This is a genomic window from Campylobacter sp. CNRCH_2016_3089, assembly GCF_025772505.1.
Classification (GTDB): Bacteria; Campylobacterota; Campylobacteria; order Campylobacterales; family Campylobacteraceae; genus Campylobacter_D; species Campylobacter_D lari_D.
Genome location: NZ_JAKMSF010000005.1, coordinates 1 through 23,421, shown reverse-complemented (window position 1 = coordinate 23,421; position 23,421 = coordinate 1). Strand labels below are relative to the sequence as shown.

At 27.8% G+C, this 23,421-nt stretch carries 25 protein-coding genes and 1 tRNA gene; 7 read left to right on the top strand and 19 right to left on the bottom strand.

The window, feature by feature from the left end:
- Positions 1-27: 27 nt before the first annotated feature.
- From L8W69_RS04360 to L8W69_RS04335, 6 genes are all read right to left on the bottom strand, one after another.
- Positions 28-585, bottom strand: coding sequence for a 2-oxoacid:acceptor oxidoreductase family protein (locus L8W69_RS04360; RefSeq protein WP_133318856.1), 558 nt, complete (start codon positions 583-585; stop codon positions 28-30).
- Positions 582-1,427 (bottom strand): 2-oxoglutarate ferredoxin oxidoreductase subunit beta, encoded by an 846-nt coding sequence (locus tag L8W69_RS04355; RefSeq protein WP_220566397.1) that lies wholly within the window; start codon positions 1,425-1,427, stop codon positions 582-584. The genes L8W69_RS04360 and L8W69_RS04355 overlap by 4 nt, the downstream gene beginning before the upstream one ends.
- A gap of 1 nt (position 1,428) precedes the next feature.
- Positions 1,429-2,553, bottom strand: coding sequence for a 2-oxoglutarate synthase subunit alpha (locus L8W69_RS04350; RefSeq protein ID WP_263666526.1), 1,125 nt, complete (start codon positions 2,551-2,553; stop codon positions 1,429-1,431).
- Positions 2,554-2,562: 9 nt separating this feature from the next.
- Positions 2,563-2,877 carry a 4Fe-4S binding protein gene (locus L8W69_RS04345; RefSeq protein ID WP_133318853.1) on the bottom strand — a complete coding sequence of 105 codons (315 nt, stop codon included), beginning with the start codon at positions 2,875-2,877 and terminating at the stop codon, positions 2,563-2,565.
- A gap of 173 nt (positions 2,878-3,050) precedes the next feature.
- Positions 3,051-3,947: a malate dehydrogenase gene (locus L8W69_RS04340; protein WP_263666525.1), complete on the bottom strand. Its 897-nt coding sequence runs from the start codon at positions 3,945-3,947 to the stop codon at positions 3,051-3,053.
- Positions 3,948-3,965: 18 nt separating this feature from the next.
- Positions 3,966-6,467: an AsmA-like C-terminal domain-containing protein gene (locus L8W69_RS04335; protein ID WP_263666524.1), complete on the bottom strand. Its 2,502-nt coding sequence runs from the start codon at positions 6,465-6,467 to the stop codon at positions 3,966-3,968.
- On the opposite strand from L8W69_RS04335, the gene mltG reads away from it, so the two are divergent.
- A complete protein-coding gene (mltG, locus tag L8W69_RS04330) occupies positions 6,454-7,407 on the top strand; it encodes an endolytic transglycosylase MltG (RefSeq protein WP_263662472.1) in 954 nt (317 codons plus the stop codon). The genes L8W69_RS04335 and mltG overlap by 14 nt on opposite strands.
- Here the strand turns inward: mltG and L8W69_RS04325 are convergent, their stop codons facing one another.
- A complete protein-coding gene (locus L8W69_RS04325; protein WP_412175470.1) occupies positions 7,408-9,936 on the bottom strand; it encodes a DNA translocase FtsK in 2,529 nt (842 codons plus the stop codon).
- 353 nt (positions 9,937-10,289) lie between these two features.
- Entirely contained in the window at positions 10,290-12,512 is a 2,223-nt protein-coding gene (flgL, locus tag L8W69_RS04320; RefSeq protein ID WP_263666523.1) for a flagellar hook-associated protein FlgL, read from the bottom strand.
- Positions 12,513-12,670: 158 nt separating this feature from the next.
- On the opposite strand from flgL, the gene L8W69_RS04315 reads away from it, so the two are divergent.
- Positions 12,671-12,757, top strand: a tRNA-Leu gene (locus L8W69_RS04315).
- A 193-nt stretch (positions 12,758-12,950) separates the two neighbouring features.
- Positions 12,951-14,129, top strand: a complete 1,179-nt coding sequence (locus L8W69_RS04310; RefSeq protein WP_257395782.1) for a tyrosine-type recombinase/integrase — start codon at positions 12,951-12,953, stop codon at positions 14,127-14,129.
- Here L8W69_RS04310 and L8W69_RS04305 read toward each other — a convergent pair.
- The 9 genes from L8W69_RS04305 to L8W69_RS04265 form a co-directional block, all read right to left on the bottom strand.
- Complete coding sequence (locus L8W69_RS04305; RefSeq protein WP_012661534.1) at positions 14,122-14,307, bottom strand: helix-turn-helix transcriptional regulator; 186 nt, start codon at positions 14,305-14,307, stop codon at positions 14,122-14,124. The genes L8W69_RS04310 and L8W69_RS04305 overlap by 8 nt on opposite strands.
- 1 nt (position 14,308) lies before the next feature.
- Positions 14,309-14,665, bottom strand: a complete 357-nt coding sequence (locus L8W69_RS04300) for a hypothetical protein (RefSeq protein WP_012661535.1) — start codon at positions 14,663-14,665, stop codon at positions 14,309-14,311.
- Positions 14,666-14,680: 15 nt separating this feature from the next.
- The gene (locus tag L8W69_RS04295; RefSeq protein ID WP_263666522.1) at positions 14,681-14,887 is read right to left on the bottom strand and encodes a hypothetical protein; all 207 of its coding nucleotides are present in this window, start codon (positions 14,885-14,887) and stop codon (positions 14,681-14,683) included.
- A complete protein-coding gene (locus tag L8W69_RS04290; protein ID WP_047208322.1) occupies positions 14,871-15,245 on the bottom strand; it encodes a hypothetical protein in 375 nt (124 codons plus the stop codon). Before L8W69_RS04290 ends, L8W69_RS04295 begins: the two co-directional genes overlap by 17 nt.
- Positions 15,242-16,108, bottom strand: coding sequence for a hypothetical protein (locus L8W69_RS04285; protein WP_263666521.1), 867 nt, complete (start codon positions 16,106-16,108; stop codon positions 15,242-15,244). Before L8W69_RS04285 ends, L8W69_RS04290 begins: the two co-directional genes overlap by 4 nt.
- Before the next feature lie 20 nt (positions 16,109-16,128).
- Positions 16,129-16,287: a hypothetical protein gene (locus tag L8W69_RS04280; protein ID WP_012661539.1), complete on the bottom strand. Its 159-nt coding sequence runs from the start codon at positions 16,285-16,287 to the stop codon at positions 16,129-16,131.
- Between the two features lie 2 nt (positions 16,288-16,289).
- The gene (locus L8W69_RS04275) at positions 16,290-16,469 is read right to left on the bottom strand and encodes a hypothetical protein (RefSeq protein ID WP_133388840.1); all 180 of its coding nucleotides are present in this window, start codon (positions 16,467-16,469) and stop codon (positions 16,290-16,292) included.
- A 348-nt stretch (positions 16,470-16,817) separates the two neighbouring features.
- Complete coding sequence (locus L8W69_RS04270) at positions 16,818-17,117, bottom strand: hypothetical protein (RefSeq protein ID WP_263666520.1); 300 nt, start codon at positions 17,115-17,117, stop codon at positions 16,818-16,820.
- Positions 17,118-17,324, bottom strand: coding sequence for a hypothetical protein (locus L8W69_RS04265; RefSeq protein ID WP_041570280.1), 207 nt, complete (start codon positions 17,322-17,324; stop codon positions 17,118-17,120).
- A 284-nt stretch (positions 17,325-17,608) separates the two neighbouring features.
- Between L8W69_RS04265 and L8W69_RS04260 the strand changes: the two genes are divergently transcribed.
- From L8W69_RS04260 to L8W69_RS04245, 4 genes are all read left to right on the top strand, one after another.
- Entirely contained in the window at positions 17,609-18,259 is a 651-nt protein-coding gene (locus tag L8W69_RS04260) for a hypothetical protein (RefSeq protein WP_263666519.1), read from the top strand.
- A 233-nt stretch (positions 18,260-18,492) separates the two neighbouring features.
- Entirely contained in the window at positions 18,493-19,155 is a 663-nt protein-coding gene (locus L8W69_RS04255) for a helix-turn-helix transcriptional regulator (RefSeq protein WP_263666518.1), read from the top strand.
- 875 nt (positions 19,156-20,030) lie between these two features.
- Positions 20,031-21,074, top strand: a complete 1,044-nt coding sequence (locus L8W69_RS04250) for a type I restriction endonuclease (RefSeq protein WP_263666517.1) — start codon at positions 20,031-20,033, stop codon at positions 21,072-21,074.
- 91 nt (positions 21,075-21,165) lie between these two features.
- Positions 21,166-22,950 (top strand): KAP family NTPase, encoded by a 1,785-nt coding sequence (locus L8W69_RS04245; protein ID WP_263666516.1) that lies wholly within the window; start codon positions 21,166-21,168, stop codon positions 22,948-22,950.
- On the opposite strand, the gene L8W69_RS04240 is transcribed toward L8W69_RS04245, so the two are convergent.
- Together L8W69_RS04240 and L8W69_RS04235 are read right to left on the bottom strand one after the other, a co-directional pair.
- Positions 22,931-23,083 carry a hypothetical protein gene (locus L8W69_RS04240; RefSeq protein ID WP_235362394.1) on the bottom strand — a complete coding sequence of 51 codons (153 nt, stop codon included), beginning with the start codon at positions 23,081-23,083 and terminating at the stop codon, positions 22,931-22,933. The genes L8W69_RS04245 and L8W69_RS04240 overlap by 20 nt on opposite strands.
- Positions 23,067-23,421: hypothetical protein (locus L8W69_RS04235; protein ID WP_263666514.1), on the bottom strand; the 355-nt coding region annotated here is incomplete at its 5' end. The genes L8W69_RS04235 and L8W69_RS04240, both read right to left, overlap by 17 nt.

Genomic DNA, 23,421 nt, shown 5'->3' with positions numbered 1-23,421 from the left:
ATTTTACAAGAAAGAGTTTCTTGAAAATCAAGAAACTACTTGTGCTTTTTTAGCGTATTCTATACCTAAATCAAAAGCTTTTGCATTTGCCTCTTTAGTTTTTGCAGGTACCATATCAAGCATAGTTTGTTTTAATGCATCAATATCAATACATTTACTCATATAAGCAGCTATAGCTAAAGCAACGACTGATTGAGTAGCTACATTCCCTACTTCTTCTTTAGCTATAGTAATAATAGGAATTTCAAAAATTTTCCATCTTGCATAATCTTCTTTACTTGGATGAACTAAATTTGGCTCTATAACTATAACACCACCATCACAAACACCATCTTTGAAACTATGATAACCTTTATCAGCAGTTGAAAGCATAAAACTAACTTCACCTTCTACTGCATAAGGAAAAAAGATTTCATTTTCATCAACGATAATATCAACCTTAGTTGGCCCACCTCTAACTTGAGAAGTATAAGTAGAAGCTTTAAAAGCATTACGCCCTTCTTTAATGGCGGCTTTAGCTAGAATTTCACCTGCAGTGATAACCCCTTGTCCACCTTCACCACAAAATCTTAATTGATATTTCATTTTAATACTCCCAAATCAACCATTCTTTTTTCTTTCAAGGCTCTTCTAACTTCCTCATAAGCTTCACAATATTCTGTTTTACTTTCATCTTGGTGTAAAATTCCTGTAGGGAATTTATCCGCTCTTTGTTCATAGTCTAATTGTTCAAATTTAGACTTTTCAATACAACGATTTTTAATCCAATCAAGCATGCTTACAGCTTCGCCCATTTTGTTTTTTCTACCTAGATTAATATGGCAGTTTGAAAATACATCTACAAAACTATAACCTTTGTGAGATAAAGCTTTAAAAATGATATTTTCAAGCTTATTTGCCTCTATAACATTTGTTCTTGCTACAAAAGAAGCCCCAGCGGCTTTAGTAAGCTCACAAGCATCAAAATTTGGGTCTATATTACCTGCTTGAGCTGTAACAGTGTAAAAGCCTTGTGGGGTAGTTGGTGAAGTTTGTGAATTTGTAAGACCATAAATAAAATTATTGATTAAAATATGAGTTAAATCTATATTTCTTCTACATCCATGGATGGTATGATTTCCACCAATTGCTAAAGTATCGCCATCTCCGCTTACTACGATTACATGTTTTTTAGGGTTTGCTAGTTTAATCCCTGTTGCATAAGCAATAGCTCGACCATGAGTAGTATGGACTGTATTGCAATTTACATAAGAACTCATTCTACCACTGCAACCTATACCAGAAACTAAACAAACATCATCCATATTCCAGCCAAGTTTTTGAATAGCTCTAATAATAGCTTTTAAAACAACACCATCCCCACAACCCCAGCACCATTGTGTTGGAAGTTTATCTACTCTTAAATATTCATCATAATTAAAAGCCATTTTATATATTCTCCTTTACTTTAGCAATAATTTCACTTGGGGTTATAGGGCGACCATTTGCACGGTGCAAGCTAATAAAATCATCTCTCTTACTTACTCTTTGAATTTCTTCTAAATATTGCCCCATATTAAGCTCACTTACCATAACTTTTTCAAATTTAGATACTACTTGAGCTATTTTTTTCTCAGCTACTGGATAAAGGGTAATAGGTCTAAAAAGCCCTACTTTTAAACCCTCTTCTCTAAGTCTTAAAATAGCTTCTTTGGCAGATCTTGCAACGCTACCATAGGCGATGATTAAAAACTGCGCATCATCACACATAAACTCTTCATAAGTACAAATTTCATCGGTATTATTTTTAATCTTACCAAATAATCTTTTGATATTTTTATCTACTATTGCTCCATCTTCTGTTGGAAAGCCTATGTCTCCATGATGAAGTCCTGTGATATGATAACGATAACCTTCAAAGAAAGGATTTAGTATGGCAGCTTCATTTTTACCTGCTGCATAAGGTTTGTAATCTTTTTTATCACCCGTAAATTTTTTGCGGTTGATAATTTCTAATTCTTCTAAATCAGGTAATTTTGCCTTACCATTCATGTGTCCTATGGTTTCATCTAAAAGCAAAAATACTGGAGTCATGTATTTTTCAGCTAAATTAAAAGCTCTAATAGTTTCAGTGTAAGCTTCCTCTAATGAAGCAGGAGCTAAAGCTATACTTGCATAATCTCCATGCGTTGGAGCTTTTGCTTGAAATAAATCACCTTGTGCAACCCTTGTTGGAAGACCAGTTGAAGGACCACCTCTCATAACATTTACAATTACTAGTGGAATTTCAGCTATAAAACCCAAACCAATTTGTTCAGCTTTTAAAGAAATTCCCGGTCCGCTGCTTGCTGTCATGGATTTTACTCCACTCATAGAAGCACCTAAGGCCACGCTAATACCCGAAATTTCATCTTCCATCTGTATAAAAGTACCATCATTTTTTGGTAACATATGGCTTAGCTCATGTGCTATTTCAGAACTTGGGGTAATTGGATAACCACCAAAAAATTTACAGCCACAATCAATCGCAGCTTTGGCTACTAAAACATTACCTGTTGATATAACTTCTCTCATTTTGTTTTCCTATGCATTTAGTTTTTTGTATTTATTTTCTTTGACAGCTTGTGCTCTTTCTTTAGCTTCTGGCGTAAGCTTTGCAAATTTAAATTCATCTCTTTTGGCAACAAAGATCGCAAAATCAGGACAGTGACTTTCACATTCACTACAGCCTATACAAGAATCAGGATGAACCACTTCTATCATCTGTCCTAAAACTGCACTGATTTCATCTCTCATTGCTAAAACTCCGGCTGGACAATAGCTAACACAGATATTACAAGCCTTACATCTTGCTTCATCAACCCAAACTGGTGTATTCTCTGGAGCAATCATTAATATTCCTTTCTAGTTTTTTGTAATTTTCTAATGATTTTTTATTAAAAATTATTTTTAAAACAAACTTTTTATTATAGCGAATTTATAGCATGATTAAATATTATTTAAAAGATAAAATAAAACTAATAAGATTTTATAACACAAAGTAACATTAGGAGTAAAAAACTCCTAAAAAATTATTTATAATTATACTGAATAAAAGAATTTTCCAATGCAATTTGTTCTTGATTGTCTAATTTTAATTCTAAAGTTTCAAGCACCCCATCAAGACTAATCCTTGCCATAACTCCAAAAGCTTTTTCTCTTATGCCATATTCTCCATCTAAAATCACACATACTGGTAAAAATTCTCCACTTTTTAAAGCCTCTATCATTCTCACGCAAGCACTAGCGGGAGCTAAATAGGCTGAAGTTTTTAAATATTTTATAATTTTAGCACCACCGGTTTTAACCTCTTGTTCAATTTGAACAATATCTTGCTTATTTAAGACTTCACTTAAAGCTTTATTTTGCACTTTACTTTGAGATTTTACCAAAACCATACTATCATTGTGAAAACCTATAAGCTTAGTATCTATATAAGAAGTTTTTATATCTAATTTTTTGCTCACTTCGTATTTAAATCTAGCATTATCTAAAACACCTGCCATAGCAATGATTTTTTTTAATGAAAATAATTTACTTTCATAAAGAGCGTTGAGTAAAAAATCTACAGGATTGCTTACTATGATAAACAAAGGATCGTTGTTAAATTTTTTAATATTTTTTGCACACTCAAGCATAATTTTAGAATTAATAGCAAAAAGCTCATCTCTACTCTGACCTTCTTTTCTAGCTACACCTGCACTAAAAATAACCACTTGAGAATCTTTTGAGTATGTATAATCATCCGTACAAGTTATTTTAATATCAAAATTAAAAGCGGCTATGCTTTGACTTAGTTCTAATTCTCTAGCAAAAAGCAAGTCTTTATTAATATCAATCAATATAATCTCATCTATTAATTCTCTTAAAATTAAAGCATAAGCAATGCTTGCACCGATATTTCCTGCTCCTATGATGGTAATTTTCATCTTAGCTCCTTTGTGGTATTATTTAACTAAATTTGTCGGTAATTCAAAAATATTTTTTATCAAATGATAAGGAAGTTGCAAACTTTGTGCGATAAGTTGAGTTTTAAACTCGGGATTATCAATTGTTCCACCTAGTTTAATTTGTGTGCTAATTTGCCTGTCTTTGCCTAATATAATTTGATTGATAATTGGAACTTTAGAAATAACCGAACTAGCTGATTTTAGCGTTCTAAGCTCTAATAAACCATCCACTTGACTACTTCTTAAATTGATTTTAGCTTGACCTAAAATATCTGCACTATCACCATTAAAATTTAGCGCATCTATTTCAAAAAGATCTTTTTTGCGATTAAAACTTATGCCAGCATTTTCTACACTAAAACCTTTTTCATTAAAAGTTGGGGCTTTAAATAAAATCAAACTAGGTATGGTATCAATAAAACTTAAGAGTTGCTGATGAAATTTTAAATCTTTTAAATAAGTATCTTTAAATAAAAATTTGCCTTTAAAAAAATCAGTACTATTACCATCTACATAAAGATTAAACTCGCCTTTTTCAAAAACATTTTGACGCATAAAAGTATTTAGAAAATCATCATCCATTTTTAAAGCTCTAATTTGCATTTGATTTTCTTTAAGCAAAAGCTCAAATTTAGACTCATTTCTATTAGCCCAAGCTTTTATATAGTCTTTTTTGATTTTAGCATTAAATTGATCAAAATCTAAAGTTTTGTTAAAATCTTTTAAGATCAAATCTATATTTTTAGCACTGATATTATAATTTGAATTTTCAAGATTATCTAGTGTGTTTTCTGTATCTTGTTCTGAAAATAATAAATTAACATTATTTAAAGTAATGTTAATATCATCATTGTCTTTTTGTGCAAAAACACTACCACTTGCGCTAGTTAAATTAAAATCTTCTCCTTTTATTTTTATACTAAAACTATCATACTCATAAGGATTATTATCCTTATAGAGTAAAAATGATTCAAAAGTGGTATTATTTATATCTACATCAAAATCTTTAAAATTTAAAGTATCTAATGACAACTCTCCATCATGCACATTATTTTTTTGCATTAATTTAGAATAAGTCTTATACTTTGCAAGCTTAGCAACATAAACAGACATACCTTGGTCAAAATTTAAAGTCGTAGTAAGCTCTTTATTATATAAACTGATATTTTTATCATAGTTAAGATCTAAATCAAGAAATTTATTTTCCATTTTTAAGCTATCTTGTGGTAATTTTAAATTTGCTATAAAGGTCTTAAAATCACCTTTTTTTTGCTTTAAATCAATACTTGCATTAAAATCACCGCTGATTAATTCACTTTGTACACTTGCATTTTTAATCTCTAATTTATCTTTTTGTAAATCAATATTTGCTTGTATGATTTTAAAGTCACTTATATTTATATTAGAATTTACAATATCAAAATTTCCTTTATATGAAATTCTTTCAGGGTGTTCAAAAGGAATTTTCAAAACTAAATCAATCTTTGTAATACCATTGTTTTGTAAAAATGGTAATTTTATATCATACAAACGCAAAATTTTATTCACTCTATAATCAGCTCTAGCATTGTCACTTTTTATGCGTATATAAATTCCTGCTTTTTCATTTAGCATATTGTCTATATAAATTTGACTTTGATTGAGATTGTAATTGTTAAAATATAATTTATCATAGATAAATTCTAGTTTTTGTTTATTAAATTCAAGCCTTACAAAAGGACTAATGATAGGATCTATACCTTTATCTAAAACCACCTTCAAATTATTTACATAACCTTTAGCACTAATATCATTCAAGTAATATCTATGTTTTCCAAAATCTGCAAAGCCATTTAATTTCTCTATAAAATAAAAATCAGCCTTTACCTTACCGCCCACCCAAAGAGCAAGATTAGAAGGCAAATGCACTCCATTTTCCACTAAAATATCAAAAATTTTTGAAATATTATTTGAGCTTATATTTTCTAATTCATAAGCAATTTCTTCTCTTTTAAGTGAGAATTTGACATCACTTTTTAAAAAATCACTATCAATTTCTCCTTTAAAAGTATAAAATTTTGTCTTAGGATTGATAAGTAAAGAGCCAACTACACTAAGGTTATGATCTTTTAAAAGAAAATTATCAATATTAGCTTGTATATTTTTATCACTAATTTTTAAATTGACTTTTACTAAAAGATTTTTACTGTTTACAAAAAATAGATTATTTTTATAAATTAATTCCACGGGATAGTTATTAACAAAAATTTCATCTATATTGATTTCTTGAAAAAACCAATAAATATATTTTACATCTTTGATAAGCTGTACAGCTTTACTCGCACTAGTTTCATTTTGAGTGTTTTGATTTTGAGAATTTACTATAACTTTTTTTGCATTTAAAATGAGTTTTTTATCTAATTTAATATATAATTTCTCCAAATTAATAGAAGAAATTTCTAATTTTTCTATGTAAATTCCATTTTTAAGGTAAATAAACAAAACAATGAAAAGTATCATAGGTAATGCTAAAAATTTAAGAATTTTTTTAATATGTTGTGATTTGATTTTAATTTTTCTTTTATCCATTTTTTATTATCTACTTTTACCTATAAAAACAAACTCTGTAGTTTTTATACCACAAGGTTCTGTTAGTAAGATTATAACGCAATTAGATAAAAATAACTATAAAATGAGCAATATTGATAAATATACTTTATATTTTTTAGGCCATCCACAATCTGGCTGGATAAATATAGGCACAAAAGAACTAAATAGAGCCGAATTTTTACATAAGCTTACCGTCGCTAAAGCAGCACTTGAAACTATTACTTTAATTCCTGGGGAAACGACTGAAATTTTCTTTGAAGAATTAGCACCAAAGTTAAATTTAAATACCAAAACCTTAATGCAAGAATTTTACAAACAAAGCCCTTTTAAAGAAGGTATGCTTTTTCCCGAAACTTATAAAATTCCAAAAGGCATTACAGAAGAGCTTTTAGTAAAATATCTTTTGGCTTACTCTGCAAGTGAATTTAAAAAACTTTCTTATAAAATTTTTAGAGAATACAATGAAAAAAAATGGCATGAATATATCATCATTGCTTCCATTATACAAAAAGAAGCAGCGAGTAATGAAGAAATGCCTATAGTTTCATCTGTGATTAGAAATCGTTTAAGAAAAGGTATGAAGCTTCAAATGGATGGGACATTAAATTATGGAAAATACTCTCATGAAAAAATCACTCCACAAAGAATAAGATCAGATAATAGTTCTTACAATACTTATAAATTTAATGGCATACCAAAAGAAGCTGTATGTAATGTTTCATTTGAAGCTATTAAGGCAGCTATTTTTCCTGCTAAAACAGAATATTTATACTTTGTAAGAGATAAAAAAACCAATAAGCATATTTTTACCTCTACTTTAAAAGATCATAACAAGGCAATAAGAAATTGATTATAAAATTTCTCTTTGGCCTTTTGCATCAGGTTCGCTTAAAACACCTGTTTGTGAAAGTTGTTCTATGATATTTGCTGCGCGGTTATAGCCTATTTTTAAGCGTCTTTGCAAATAAGAAATACTAGTTTTTCTATCTTCTAAGATTACAGCCTTTGCTTCTTCATAAAGCTCATCTAAATCTCCATCATCAAATTCACTTCTTTTATAAGCTCCATCTTGACTATCATCTTTTAAAAAGCTCTCATCATATTCTACTACTTGTTGAGCTTTTAAAAACTCTACAATATTTTCGATTTCATTTTCACTTGCAAAAGGTGCGTGCAAACGCACTAAACCACTCATACCAGGAGGAGTAAATAAACAATCTCCACGCCCTAATAAACTTTCAGCCCCCATAGAATCTAAAATAACCTTAGAATCTATCTTTTGCCCTACTTTATAAGAAATTCTACTTGGTAAATTTGCTTTTACAACACCGGTAACAACATCTACTGAAGGGCGTTGTGTAGCTACGATTAAGTGAATTCCACTTGCTCTTGCCATTTGTGCTAAACGACCTATATAAAACTCTACATCCTTACCTGCTGTCATCATTAAATCAGCCAACTCATCGATAATCACTACAATAAATGGTAAAATTTCTCCACCTTGTTCTTTGATCTTTTCATTGTAATTTTCTATATTTTTAGTTTTTGCTTCAGCCATCAAACGATATCTGCGTTCCATTTCAGCTACCATATTTGATAAAGCATTTACCGCCTTTTTAGGATCAGTAATTACCGGTGTAAGTAAATGTGGAATATCATTATAAATACTAAATTCAAGCATTTTAGGATCTATCATCATAAGTCTTAAGGTTTTTGGCGAATTTCTATAAAGCAAAGATAAAAGCATAGAATTTATACCCACACTTTTACCACTTCCTGTAGTTCCTGCTATTAAAAGATGAGGAAGCTTTTTAAGATCTGTGATGAAAGGATCGCCTACTATATCTTTACCCAAAGCTATGGTTAAAGGTGAGCTAGAATTTTTAAATACCTCACTTTCTAAAATTTCTCTTAAGTAAATCGTATCGATTTTTTCATTTGGAACTTCAATTCCCACTACATCTTTACCTGGGATTGGAGCTTGAATTCTTATAGTTTGAGCTTTTAAAGCCATAGCTAAATCATCTTGTAATGATAAAATTTTACTTACTTTAACATCTGCTGCTGGGCGAAATTCAAAAGTAGTTACAACAGGACCCGTGTAAGTTCTAACTACATCGCCACCTATTTTAAAGCGTCTTAATTTTTCCAATAAATCATAAATTTTTCTATCTATTTCTTCTTCATTTATCTCGCTTTTGCCTTCTTTTGGCATAGTTAAAAAATCTAAAGGTGGTAAAGAAAAATCTTTTGGTTTTTCAAAATTTCCAAAATCAAGATCTTTCAACAAGGCTTTGTTTTCACTCACTTCATTAGTGATAGAATGGTGTGTTTTATTTTCTATTACTTCTATTATAGGCTCTTGGGTAATCTCAAATGGAATTTTTTCTTCTTTAACTTCATTTTGTGCTTCTTCTACTACAAAAGGATTTTCATAGTTTCTTTTACTTCTTAGCTCTTCTATACTAATAGGCTTGGCAAAATCATCTTCACTAAAATCAAGTTCTTTTACTTTATTTTGTGGAATAAAATCTTCATCTTTAAATTCTTTTACCCCTAAAAAGCTAGTTTTATTTTGAATTTTTTTAAACTCAGCTTCTTTTTGTGCTTCTATAGCATTTAATTCTTCAATTTTTTTAAAATCCTCATTAAGCTCTTCTAAGATTTTTTCTTTTTGCAAGGCTTTATATTCTTCTAGCAATTTAGCTTTTTGTAGCATTTGCTCACGCTCTTTAAGCTCTTTGGCAAACAAAGAATTTTCTTCTATCACCTCTTCTTTGTTTTCGTTTAAATCCATATTGCGTCTTTTATAGCTTGGTTCATCTAAATTTTTACTTTTTAAAGTTTGAGTATAAATATCTTCACTTTTATTTTTGTATTTTAATAAATACTCTTCAGGGGTCATTTCATCTTCCTTTATATTTATTTGACTAGCTTTTTGAGCAAAACTTGCAATAGGCTCTGAAAGCTCATGAATATAACTTGAACCTAGCTTTTTATCCTCTTCACTAATCACAACCTCTTCTAATTCTTGATTTTTTAAATCTTCAAGGTTAAATTTTTTATTCTCTTGGATTTCTTTTTTTGGTAGCTCTTTTTCCTTGATAAGTTCTTCTGTTTTATCTTTAATTAAAAGCTCTTGTTTGAGCTTTTCTTGCTCTTCTTTAGTTTCATTTTCATACTTATCGCCACCAAAAAAGCCAAAAATTTTATTTTTAATTAAAGTTTCAAGTTTTAAATAAAAATCAAAATCAAGCTCTATTTTAAATACTTCTTTGATAATTTGCGGAAAAGAAATACTAAAAGCAAAAGCTAAAAGCAAAATCACCAAGATCAAACTTCCTATTTTTCCAAAAAGTCCATCTAAGATTACAAACATAGCAGAGGCTATATAGCCTTTATCTTGCAAGAACGCTGAAGCAAAAATAAGTGAAGCAAAAATACAAGCAAAAACAGCCACACTAAATCTACGCTCTATAAGTTCAAAATTATAGTTATTTTTATACAAAAGATAATTAAACCAAAAAAAGACAAAAGGGTAAAATTTAGTCAATGATCCAAATAAAAAATAACTAAGTTTTGCCAAGGAATACCCTATAATACTTACTAAAGCTTGATCGGGTATCAAAGCACTTAAGCAAAAATAAAAAATAAAAATATTAGAAATAACAAAAATAGCTTCTTTTTTTATAATATATCCTTTATAAAGAAAAAAGCTATTATATCAAAAAATTATAAGTAGTTTAATAAACTAATTTGAGAAATTTTAGAAGTAGCCGAAAGCATAGCTTGATAAGATACCATAGTTTGCATAAACTGCATATAAGTTTGCCCATAATCAGCATCAGTTACACCGCTTTTAATAGAAGCTACATTGATATTTAAAAAAGTCATTCTTTTATTTGTCTCTTCTATATTATTAGTGTAAGCTCCTATGGTTGTTTGCATTTTTCTAACATGATCTTGCAAATGATCTATTCTTTCTAAAGCCCCTTGTAAACCTGTATTTCTAGGATCACTTCCTTCTGAATCAGCTCTCATACTGCCATTTAAAACAGCATCTATCATCTCATCTAAATCTTTAATCAAATCAACATTTGGATCATCAATAGTTAAAGAATTATTTGCACTAAATACAAAACCTGATCCATTTACAGAAGTACCTGCTGGAGGAAAACCGCTATTTGAATTTGAATCCTTAATAGTAAGACCTATATTAGTGTTACTTGAAAATTTATCAGTAATACTTATACGACCTTTATAGTCCATACTAACTTCAACAAAACCTTTAGAATCAGCTATGTCTTGTTGGATAGTTTGAAAATCATTATTATTAATAGTACCATTTGCATTTGCATTTATAGTTGCTGTGGGAACATTATCACTTGCAAACATACCGATAATATCATTTAACTGGCCATAAGTAATATCTTCAGGTCTTGTTTGCATACCCACTGCATTACCTGTATTTTCATTATATTGAGAGTGAGTAATAGGAAAACTTATAGTTTGATTAGGATTGTTTGGATTAACATAACTTACAGTTGAAGTTTCCAAATTTATAGTTACATTATAAGTTTGTCCACTTTTAGAAACAATTTCCATTTGGAGTTGTTGACCTTGCATGCTTCCATTGGCATTTGCTACAACTTCACTTAACTTTGTACTATCAGTAGCATATTCACTTGTACCTTTAATCACTTGAGAAACATTGCCAAAAACAGTATTTCCATCTTTTTCGAAAGGCACATCATAACTAGCCCCATTAGTTTTATCACCATTGATGTTACTTTTAATAAAATCTGTTTTGTGCAAGTTTACAGTAAATTGCTCGCCGCCAACTTCTACTGTTACTGGATTTCTAGTGTTATTTAAATTTCCTCCGTGTGCTGCTTGCATAATACGATTGGTTACATCCTCCATGCTAATACCTTCTCTTTGAGCAGCAGCACTTAAGGCTTTGATTTGTTCTGCATCTTGAAGCTGTGGAGTTAAAGCAACAGCATGAAAATCTAAAGAACTACTTCCTTCTTTTAAACTCTTTATTTCTATCTGTCCGCTATCATTTAATGCTACTTTAACAACCTCATTTCCCTCTGTATTTCCATATAATCTTCCAATATTTTTTAATACATCTTCAATTTTTGCATCAGGATCTATATCTAAAGTAGCTTTAAAACTTGTTCCATCGGGTCTAACGCCTTGAATATACATAGCTGAATGCGGGAAAGGAAGTTTCTCATCATAGCTATCTTGAAAATTTTTATCTGGATCAAGTTCTCCATTTTGAACATAGTTTTGGCCTATTAAATGTGAAAATTTAGATTCTCCGGTTAAAAATTCTTTTTTGTCCGGATAACGAGCATCAGTAAAAGAAACATTTGTTGAAATAATTTTATTGATATTTGAATCAGGCTTAAAAAATAAATCCCATCCAGGTATATTATAAGGAATTTGGGTGCCAGCACCACTTACTACAAAAATATTATCTTTATTCCCAGTATAATTTCCATAATTATCAAAAGGTTTATTTGCACTATTTGATCCTGCAAAGAGATATTGCCCATTGATACTAGTATTAGCAATATTTACAATAGAATCTCTTACAAGTTTGAGTTCTTTTGCTATAGCCTCTCTTGATTCTTGAGAATTACCATCACTTGCAGCTTTTGTGAGTAATGTTTTAAATTTTTCTAAAAGTTCTGTGATATTTTTCAAGGCAGTATCTGTGTTTTTTGCTAGCTCCATAGCAGATTGAGTTCCTTGAACTATTTGACCTATGTTTGCCATCTCATATTCTAATCTTGAGCCATTAATATAAACATTTGCATTTTCCCAAGAATGCTGAATAAGCTGACCTGTTTGTAGCTGCAAATTATATTTATTAAGCAAAGACTGACCATCTGTGTAGTTTTGTATAGAAGTGTAGTAATTATACTGATTGCTAATTCTCATTATTTTGCTCCGCAAATAAATTTTTTAATTATTTACAAGCAAAAAAAGTTCCAAATTTTAATGATATTTAAATTTTTTATATAAAATATTTTATATTGTTTTAATTTTTTTTTAGTATAATCCCATATTCTATTTAATTATTTTAAAACTTTCAAAAAGCCCGAGTGGTGAAACTGGTAGACGCGCCAGACTCAAAATCTGGTAAGGGCAACCTTGTGTCGGTTCGAGTCCGACCTCGGGCACCATTTGTTTTTTTACTCCCAAGTGTTATTTTTCAATAAATTATCTTTAAAATACTATATTTAAGGGATTATATAAACATTCTTTTTTATTCTATTTTGTTATTTTTTGTGTTAAAATATTGCAAAAAAAGTGGGTTACTTTTAAAAAAGTGGGCTACTAAATGGGTTACTTTTTACAATAATACAAAGAATAAAAATGGCAAAAATTAATAAACTTACAGATAGTTTCTTGAAAAGCGTAAAATGCGATAATGGTAAAAAATTTATAAAATTTAGCGATCCTAGTATAAAAGGATTATATGTTTTTGTTTATCCTAGTGGTAGAAAACTATTTAAAACAAGACAAGCTAATGATACTTATATAACACTTGGGGAATATCCCTTGCTTTCCCTAGCAGAACTTAGAGAAATAGCTATAAATTCACACAAACTAAAAGCCAAGGGTCAAAACATAAGCAATGCAAAAAGATTGAAATTTGGCGTATTATATGATGAAGTATTAGAAAATGCAAGAAAGAGTAATTTAGCAGCGAAAACAATCCAAAGAGGACTAAGCTACAAAGAAGGTATTTTTAAATCTTTAGAATATAAAAATATTAATGATATAAAAAGAGTAGATATTGTTAATATTTTAAAGACCATAGAGCATAAAAGCGCTACGCTTCAAAAAGCAAAGATATGGATAAATAAAGTATTTGAATATGCTTTGCAACTTGAGATCATAGAAAACAATCCCGTAGCTTCTATCAAAAATAATATTGTATTTAAAAAACCAAATCAGGTTATACACCAACCTACCCTATTAGATGAATCTGATATTAAAGAATATATAAATACTCTAATACATTCAGATATCAAACAAAGTCATAAAAATTTAATGCTTTTTGTGCTTTTAACAGCCCAAAGACCTGGCAATGTTATAAAAGCTACTTGGGATGAGATAGACTTTAAAAATGAAATTTGGACTATATCAGCTCAAAAAATGAAAATGCGTAAAGAGCATAATATAGCATTAAGCAAACAAGCCATAAGTATATTAAAAAATCAATATGCGATTAAAGTCAATGATTATGTTTTTGCTGGTTCTTCTAAAAAAGGATGTAATAGTGAAAATATCACATGCAATACCAATAAACGCTTAGGATATAAAGGAATTCAAAGCGCGCATGGATTTCGTGCTATGTTTAGAAGCATTGCAAACGAAAAGCAATTAGAACATGGAATAAGTATGGATATAGCAGAGCAATGCTTAGCTCATGAGCAAAAAAATGCAATATTGAAAGCTTACAATAGAAGTAAAAATATAGAATTAAAAAGAAGATTAATGCAGTGGTGGGGAGATTATATAGAAAAACTTGCAGGAAAGCTTAGCTAACCTTGCAATATTTTATCCAATCATCGATTTCTTTCTTTTCATACATTAAAACTTTTCCCACTCTAACACCCTTTGGAAAGTTATAAATGGCTTGATTTTTTCTCATTCTCATTTTTCTTATCCTATCAACGCTAAAACCCAAATACTGTGCAACTTCTTTTGTACTTAATAATTTCATATCAATCCTTTTTAATGTTTGTTTCTAAATTGAGTGATTTTATAATGGCTTTTTGCTCTTCATAACTTAAAGTATGCGCTAATAATACTTTGACATTCTCAAAATCAAAACTATTATAAGAAACTCTTGTATCTATAAGCTTTATACATATTCTTTTAAGCTCTACATCAAGCCAAGCCTCTATCTTCCAATAATGTCTAATTTCTTCTTCTAAAGAGTTACATCCATTAGAAAACGAAAGATCATTTCTTATAGAAAGAAATTCTTTAAGCATTTTTGATAATTGTTGTTTTATTTCTTCTAAGTGTTTTTCTATCAAATTTCTTTGATCTAAAAAATCTTTCATCATTTGTAACATGTAATATCCTTTTGTTTATTCCTCTTTATTTTCTTGATTGAAAAGATTAGGTTCTTTCATTTGCTCAAGCTCTCTTATGGCTGTTTTTAAATCTTCTTTATATTCTTTAATGGCTGAATTTAAAACACTTCTTTCATACTCTGCGTGCTCTATAGCTTTATGTAAAGATACAATTTTCATAGATAGTTCTTTTAGATTATTTTGATTATCTATGTTTTCCATTTTTACTCCTTTTTATAATATTTTCAAGCATATCTATACCCCTTTGAAGTATTTGTTTTTCTTCTGTTGTTCTTGATTTAAGCTCATTAGTGTTTTTTGAGCAAATATCGTAAAATACAAAATCAATGCGTTTATAAAGTTTGATTTTTTTCTTGTATTCACATCTTAAGTCATTTTTAATACTTTCTTTGTTTCTTTCAAACAAATCTATAGCAAAAGGATTATCAAAATAAAAACACAGCATTCTTTCATTTGCACTATTGATAATCCTTGCTTCTTTCAAACTATATTTTAAGTCATTTTTTAAACATGCGCGAGCTATTTCATTAGCCTCAATTATATGTGTTATGATACTCATGCAACATCCTTTAATGCATATGGTTTTATATCTTTTGTCCATCTTGGATTGATTAAATATTTTGTTTGTTTAATAAGTAATAATTCTTTTGTAAAGCTATATGTTTTACCTAGTAAAGCTATAAAATCATATATAAAATCTAAAGCATCGTGAATGTGTTTATGCTGTATGTATTTTAAAAATTTATAGTTTAGTTTGAAAGTTAATTCTAATCTTTTCCAGTCTTTAAATTCTTCTTTGATTTTTTCTTTGTGATAACTAGTCTGCTTTTCATACTTATCATAAATCAAAATTCTATCAAGATCAAAAAACTTACTATGCACCCCATTTACATAAAGAGATTTTTTATAAAAAACCATTTCGCCTTTGATTTTTTTATTTAAAGACAACTCATGCAAATGTTCTTCATATTTTCTCATAGAAGCACTTTCATCACAAAAATCACAAGCTATATCAAAACTATAAGCCTTAAACCTCTTAACCATTTTACTTAACACCTTATACACATCAGCTACCACACTTTTGCTAGGCTGAAAAAGACCGTTAAACTGTACTTCTACATAAAAGTCTTTTTTCTTTTTATTTTTTCTAGCAACTTCATGGGTGTCTTTTGAATTTTCTATCACTATTATGGTATTTGATAAACTTTTATTTCTAGGTTTGATGTTTATATACTTAACCTTAAACTCATAAAACTTATCTTTTGTTTTGATATTTTTAAACTTCTCTTTTGTGTATTTTTCTATAGCTTTATTGCGGTTTGTTTTTCTAAGCTTTGTATATAAATCATGTTTTTTAAGAAATTTATAAAATGCAAATTTTGGGATTACAAATTTGATACTATCATAGCCTATGTTTTGCATTTTATTCCTTTCTTTTTTTGTTATTTTGCTACCTTATCAAAACCTTTTTTCATAACTAAAGATTTTGAATTTGCCTTTGTAAGTTTAAATCCTTTTGAGCTAAGCTCACTTATTAAACTTTCTATTTCTCTTGCTTTTTTAAATGCATCATTTTCTTTTTGTATGGGCTTAAAATTCATTACTATCCTTTCAATAATTCTTTTGCTTTTATCAAGAGTTTTTTTAAGTCATCTAAGTTAGATCTTAATTCATCCTCATCGCACTCTTCCATGTAGTCAATTAAATCTAAGCATTCTTTGTTAATTAAAGCCAAAGCTCTTGCGTGCTCTATGGCTGTATTTAGTTTTTCTTTAAAAGACATTTTCTTCCTTTTTATAGTGCATAAATGGAAGTTAAAAACCACCATAAAGGTGGTTACTCAAAATAAAGAAAGCTAATATGGCTTATAAGGGAGTTTAACTCCCATTTAAACACTACTTATGTCAAAACATAGAGCCTGCATTCAAAGTTATTTAAACTTTTGGTATTTTGACCATTTAACAAAGCTTTTTAAAAAAGCCCACTTTCCCACCCGTCGCCGTGGAGTGTGATAAATAAAGAACACGCTAGCTTGATCACCAAGCTAGCTATAAGGAAATTCACTTAAAACCTAGTTTCAAGCTTTTAAAAACCTTTTAAGCACACTTAGAAAATGTGCTTAATGAGGTTTTCAAGCTACCTCATTAATTTCTTTTAAAAGTTCAGAAATCTCCTGTATGGTTTTTGTTTTTTCTTCTACTAAAGCTGTAAATTTTTTATGCTTTAGTTTTAAATCTTTCAATCTCTTAGATAATCTCAAATCCTCATTCAAAAAACCAAGTCTTAAAAGTGCTTTTTCTACTTTAGAATTTGTTTTGCTTTTATTGCTAAGCCAAACCTTTAAAGTTTGATTTTTCAAATTGAGCTTTCTTTCCATTTCATCAAAAGTTTTTAACCCTAACTTTTCTTGAATTTTCTCTTTAATGCACATTCAATTACCCTCATAATGAACTATGATGGTTTCAAATAAACCATCACTAATAGCTTCTAGTTTTACAAAATTATGATCAAGTAAAAAATTCAAAGCTTCATTAAATTCGCTTTCTTTTATGTTCATTCTTTTAAAAAGTGTATCTTTTTTTATAGATTTTTCATTGCTGAGTATATTTGATATGGTGTTTGCATATGCTCTTATCATTTTGTTTCCTTTATCTTTATGATTACAAACATAACCGATAAGATAGCTATAATCACACCAGCTATAATCCAATCTTGCATTATGTATCCTTTTTTATACTTAAGCAAAAAGTTGGTATTCTTTTTGCTAAAAAATAATTATTTTTATGTTTTAAAATTAATTATTTTGTGAAATTATATATTAATTTTTAATATATGTCAATATATATTTTTAATTTTTATATTAATTATAAATACGTTAAAATTTTTACCATAATTATAAAAAATACTATACAAGGATTGAAAATGTCAGAAAAAGAAAATATTTCATATGAAAATTATGAAAAGAATTTAAAGCTACAGCTTGAAAGCAAAAGAAAGGATTTAGATATTCAATTAACAAGTATAATTCCTGGGCAATTTCAAACTATAAAATTATACATGTGGCTTTGCACTTTTATAATAGTTAGCGACTTCACTATACTTAATAGCTATATAAAAACAACCCATATAGATTCATTTGCTATTATTCTCTTTTGTATTTCAATTATGCTTTTAGGATATTGTGCCTTTTTTTCCCTACTTACATTAAAAGCAAATAATACATTGGCTTTCCCACAAGATCAATATAAAAACATGTCTCAATTTAATTCAGATAATTTAGAACATACAAATGGAATTAATGCTATGATATCTTCTATACTAGATGCCTTCGATGAAAATAACAAAATTATTAATAATATGAGTAAAGATATTAAGCTAATTTATCTTGTTCTTCTTGCGGGAGCTTCTATATCTTTTTTTGCTATAATAGTAAGTGGTTTACAAATTATAAAAGGAGAGATAAACATGTCAGAAAATCAAGAAAAAATAACAAAACCGCAACCACAACCTGGAACTACTACACCTATCACTCCAAAAACTAGAGGGGATAAGCCTCAACAAGAAAAAAAATAATTTTTAAGGCGTAATTACGCCTTATTTAAAATAAAATATAATATCCAAAAAAGAAAAACACAAATATAAACCAATACTCCATTTTTAAGCCATTACAATGTCATAATATAAATTTAATCTAAAACTTGGCATACTTTATGCTTTCTTAAATTAATAATTTACTTTTTAAGTTGTTAAGAAAATTATATATTAATTTTTAATATATGTCAATATATTTTTTAAGGTTTATATCCATGAAAGATTATTATGAATTAGTAGAAGAGTTAAAAACTTTTTTCAATGTAAAAAGTTTAGAAGAAGTAGCTGAAAAATTAGGATATAAAAAAAATAACGCAAACAATTGGCGTAACAATAAACAACTTTCTGCTCAAGCGCTTAAGAAATATTACGATTTAAAAAACAACAAAAAACATATAATTAAAACAAGCAATATAGAAAATATAATTAAAATCAGATATTTTTCTAATGTTTACGCTAGTGCAGGTTTTGGAAACAATAACAGCGATGAAAACTTTCAAACTATATATCTTGATAAAAATTTTTTAGTAGAAATATTAGGTATTCCTTACAAAACACAATATGATATGATAAAAATATTTGGCGATAGCATGGAACCTTTTATACAAAATGGAAGTTTTGTTATAGTTGATACTAGTAAAAATTCTCTCGATAAGATCAAAAATGCTGATGTAGCTATTTTTAGATACGATGGTGAATTATTTTGCAAACGCATAAGAAAAAATGTCCTTGATGATGAAATTATCATAAGTAGTGATAATATAGGTTTTGAAGACAAAAAAATTAAAAAATCTGCATTAAAAGACTATGTATTTTTAGGTGTTGTAATTTGCTCGTGTAACACTAAAATATTCTTAAATCAAATAGAAAGGGTTTAAAATAAAATATTATATTCCTTCTAAACTATCAAAATTTATAGATGACAATCTAGGTTATCATGTTCTTTATTTGATAGGAATTGTTTTTATTTTGTGTTTTAAACTACATTCTTTCTTGCTTATTTTGGGTTTTATATTAATTACTATTGTAACAATTATAGATTTATATCATATTATTAAAAAAATTAATCTTACCAAACTATATAATATCTTGGTATTTTTTGGGTTGTATTATATAGCTGAATTTTTTTCAAGAAATGTAGTTTATATAGTTGTAGATAATGTACCAGATAGCTATAGCTATGCTATTAATATTTTAAATATTATACATATTATTTCAATATTGATTTTTTTTATATCACTCCCTTTGATAGTTATTTTATTAATATCTACACTAATATATATTGCAAACTATACTTAGCACTATAGGTATAAAATTTAATTTTATAAATCAAATAATTTTTAGTTTTATACTTAAGCGAACTCATTTTAAAAACGAACTCCATGTTATTTATTTTGCATTTTTTGGCACTTTATCCATGCTGTATTTTTTAATTTTTTTAACGAATGTGTATTTTAATGCACTTAGTTTTACTCCTAATATTATTCATATAAGTTCATATTATCAAAATAATAAAATATGCTCAAAAATATCACCTGATTCATATATACATATACTAGGAGATAATAAAGTATCTATATCCCCTTTTAACACTAAATTTGCATTTAACTTAATTACAAACAAGCCTAATTTCACAACCCAAGAATGCAATTAAAAAAATAATGATTTTAAAATATATAAATAATATCTTTTTAAATATAGCTATAATATAATTACCAAAATTTTATTTGGTAATTATATTAAGGGGTAAAATATGGATTTTGAAAATTCTATAAATTCTATAGCGGAAACAATAGCAGAAAGAAAAAATTTAGTAAATACTGAAGAATCAACCAAAATGACTTTCATCATGCCGTTTTTAAAAGCATTGGGGTATGATGTGTTTGATCCAAGCGTAGTAGTCCCTGAATACATAGCCGATATTGGAACAAAAAAAGGTGAAAAAGTAGATTATGCTATTTTCAAAGATGGAAAACCTTTTATATACATAGAAGCTAAAAATCACACTGAAAATTTAAGCAATCACAATAACCAACTAACTAGATATTTTAACACATCACCTAGTGTTAAATTTGCTATTTTAACAAATGGAATAGAATATAGATTTTTTACAGATCTTGATCAAATAAATATAATAGATCAAATTCCTTTTTTAACAATTAATCTTGAAAAATTAAAAGCTAGAGATATTAAAGATTTAAAAAAATTTATATGTTCAGATTTAAATCTAGATGAGATACTAAACACAGCAAAAGAAAAAAAATATTATCAAAGTATACAAGATATCTTCAAAAGAGAGATAGAAAACCCAAGTGATGATTTTGTTGTTCTTTTTGCAAAACAACTCACAGACAAAAGAATGACCGCCTCAACTATTGAGGAATTTAGAACTTATATAAAAAAATCTTTTAAAGAACTTATAAATGATATAGCATATGATAAAATCACTAGTATAAAAAACAATCTTCAAGAAATTAACAACGATGAAGATGAAGAAAGCAGCGATGATGAAAAAGAAATTATAACAACAGAAGAAGAACTTCAAGGCTTTTACATAGTAAAATCTATTCTTGCTAGCGCGGGTGCTAACTTGCAAGATATATCCTACAAAGATACTTTAAGCTACTTTGCAATCTTGTATCAAAATAGAGTAACAAAATGGATATGTAGGTTAAATTTTACAAAAACAAAAAAATGGGTAAGTTTCCCAGATGACACATACGAACAAATAGAAAAACTAGAAGATTTGTATAAATTGCAAGATAAGATCATCAAGTCATATAATGATAGAAAGTAATTTCTATCATTAAGATAAAATACAATGTATATCATAGGTGCTGTTTTATATTGGATATTTATTATATGCTTAATAATATACATGATTCAAAGTGTATATAAAAAAGAACTGCATTTTTACTAACAATAAAATTATCAATTATTTAATATCAAAAGAAAAACAATGTTTGGTTATTTTGGGGTCTTGGGGCTGTGGAAAAACATATTTTTGGAAACAAATAGAAAAAGAAATTACTTTAAATTTTAATAATAAAAAAGTTATCTATATAGATCTTTTTGGCAAAGAAAGCTATAAGCAAGTAATAGAAGAAATAGTAGTAAGTTTACATGGAAATTATAATAATATTACAAAAAAAACTTTTAAAGGATTAGAAGGTTTAATTAAAGGTGCAAGTGGTGGTTTAATAAATATAGATAGTGATGTTATTTTTTCCTTTTTAAAAAAAGAAGATTTTAAAAAAATCATTGTATGTCTTGATAACATAGAAAGAAAATCTGACAATCTTCCTTTGAAAGAAATTTTAGGACTTGTAAATTTACTTAAAGAAGAAAAAGAATGTAATGTTGTTATGATTCTCAATAAAGATGGGTTAAAGAAACAAGATGACAATTCAGATAATAATAAAGAGGATAAACAAGATACTAAAGACTGGTATCAAGAATACAAAGAAAAAGTTATTGATTGTGAATATACTATAAAAGACAATAACGAAATTGCCAAAGATATTATTATAGAAAAATTAAAAGTACAAGATAAAGCCTTAAAAGATGATTTAAAAAATATTATTTTTACATATTATAAAGAGCATTTAAATAACAACTTAAGGCTTTTACTAAAATCATTAGAACATATAAACCATTTCAACGATATATGTTTCATGAAATTTTACAATAAAGAAAATCATGATAATTTTATACATATTTTAAAAAATCACTACTATTCAAATATACTACAAGCTATATCAGATTATTATATACCAACAGAAAACATATTTGAAAATACTGACGATATGTATATCATAACATCAGATTATATGAAAAACTTTTTTACTATAGATAAAGCAGATATAGAAAAAATAAATTATGATTTCACTAATCGTCTTCAAAACCTAATAGATAAGCATTTTCATACTGTTTATAATATGCTTTATACGTACAATAGCAATGACATAGAGTGTGGTAAAGCAATAGAAGATCTTGTGAAAATGTTTTTACCTATTAAAGATAAATATTCTTGGGATAATTTTAAAGGAGAATTTTATTGTGAAAGATTTTTACAAATTGCTTATTCATATAAGAGGATAACTAATAAAAAACTAGATATTACAGATGAAATCATAAAATTTTTTATTAAAAGCAATGGTAATTCAATTCCTTTCAAAAGTAATAGTAATTTAACTTCTTTTAAAAGATTACGAACACTGATTGCTATTCAGCCTAAATATGCAGAATTTTACGAAAATACTAGAAAATTTCACAAAATAGATCATAGAATAGAAATAATATTTGAATATTATAAAGAACCTAGCCTTAAAATCTTTCATAATTCCCAAATAGATAATTTTAATAAATATAAACTTGAATCTATCATTGATTGTTTTAAAAATAACAATCAATTTTACATGGATTTTATTTATTTTTTTAGCATACCGCCTAGTAATTCCAAGGCAAATATAGAATATTTTCAAGATCGCTACGACATATTTGATTATGAAGAATACTTAAAAAAAATCAAATCAAATAATCTATTTCGAGCATTTAATGATTTTATTAATCAAAATGAATATAAATTTAAAAAGAAACAATTAATAAAAACTACTACCAGATATGATAAAAATATCTTATCAGAACTATTACTCACTCATTCAACTCCTTAATTTTATCTATATTGATCTCACATTGCTTATAGTGGTAAAAAAGCTCGCTATAAGCTTTTAATATATCTTTTTCATCTTGCACTATAGGTTTATGCGCTCTATCAAATTCTAAAAGCTCATTTGGTATTTGCACTTTTTGAATTTGTATTTTGGTTAGTACTTGTGTTTTGCTCCCACAGCCTATCAAGCATAGCATTAAAAAGCTTAGTGGTATTAGTTTCATTGCTTTTGGATATATAGTTTTTAACATCATCAACCCTTGTTTTGATTTGATTTTTTTGAGTATTTGCATAAAAGAGTGCTTTTAGCTCTTGTTCGTGTCTTGTTTTCAACTCCTGAGCAATCCTCGTGAGTTCATTATTTACACTCAAAGCCAAATTTAAATCACTTTGACTTTTTTTTAATTTTGCTTGAGTACTATCAAGTCTTAGATAAAAATATCCTGCTAAAATTGCCATTAGAGCTAAAGCG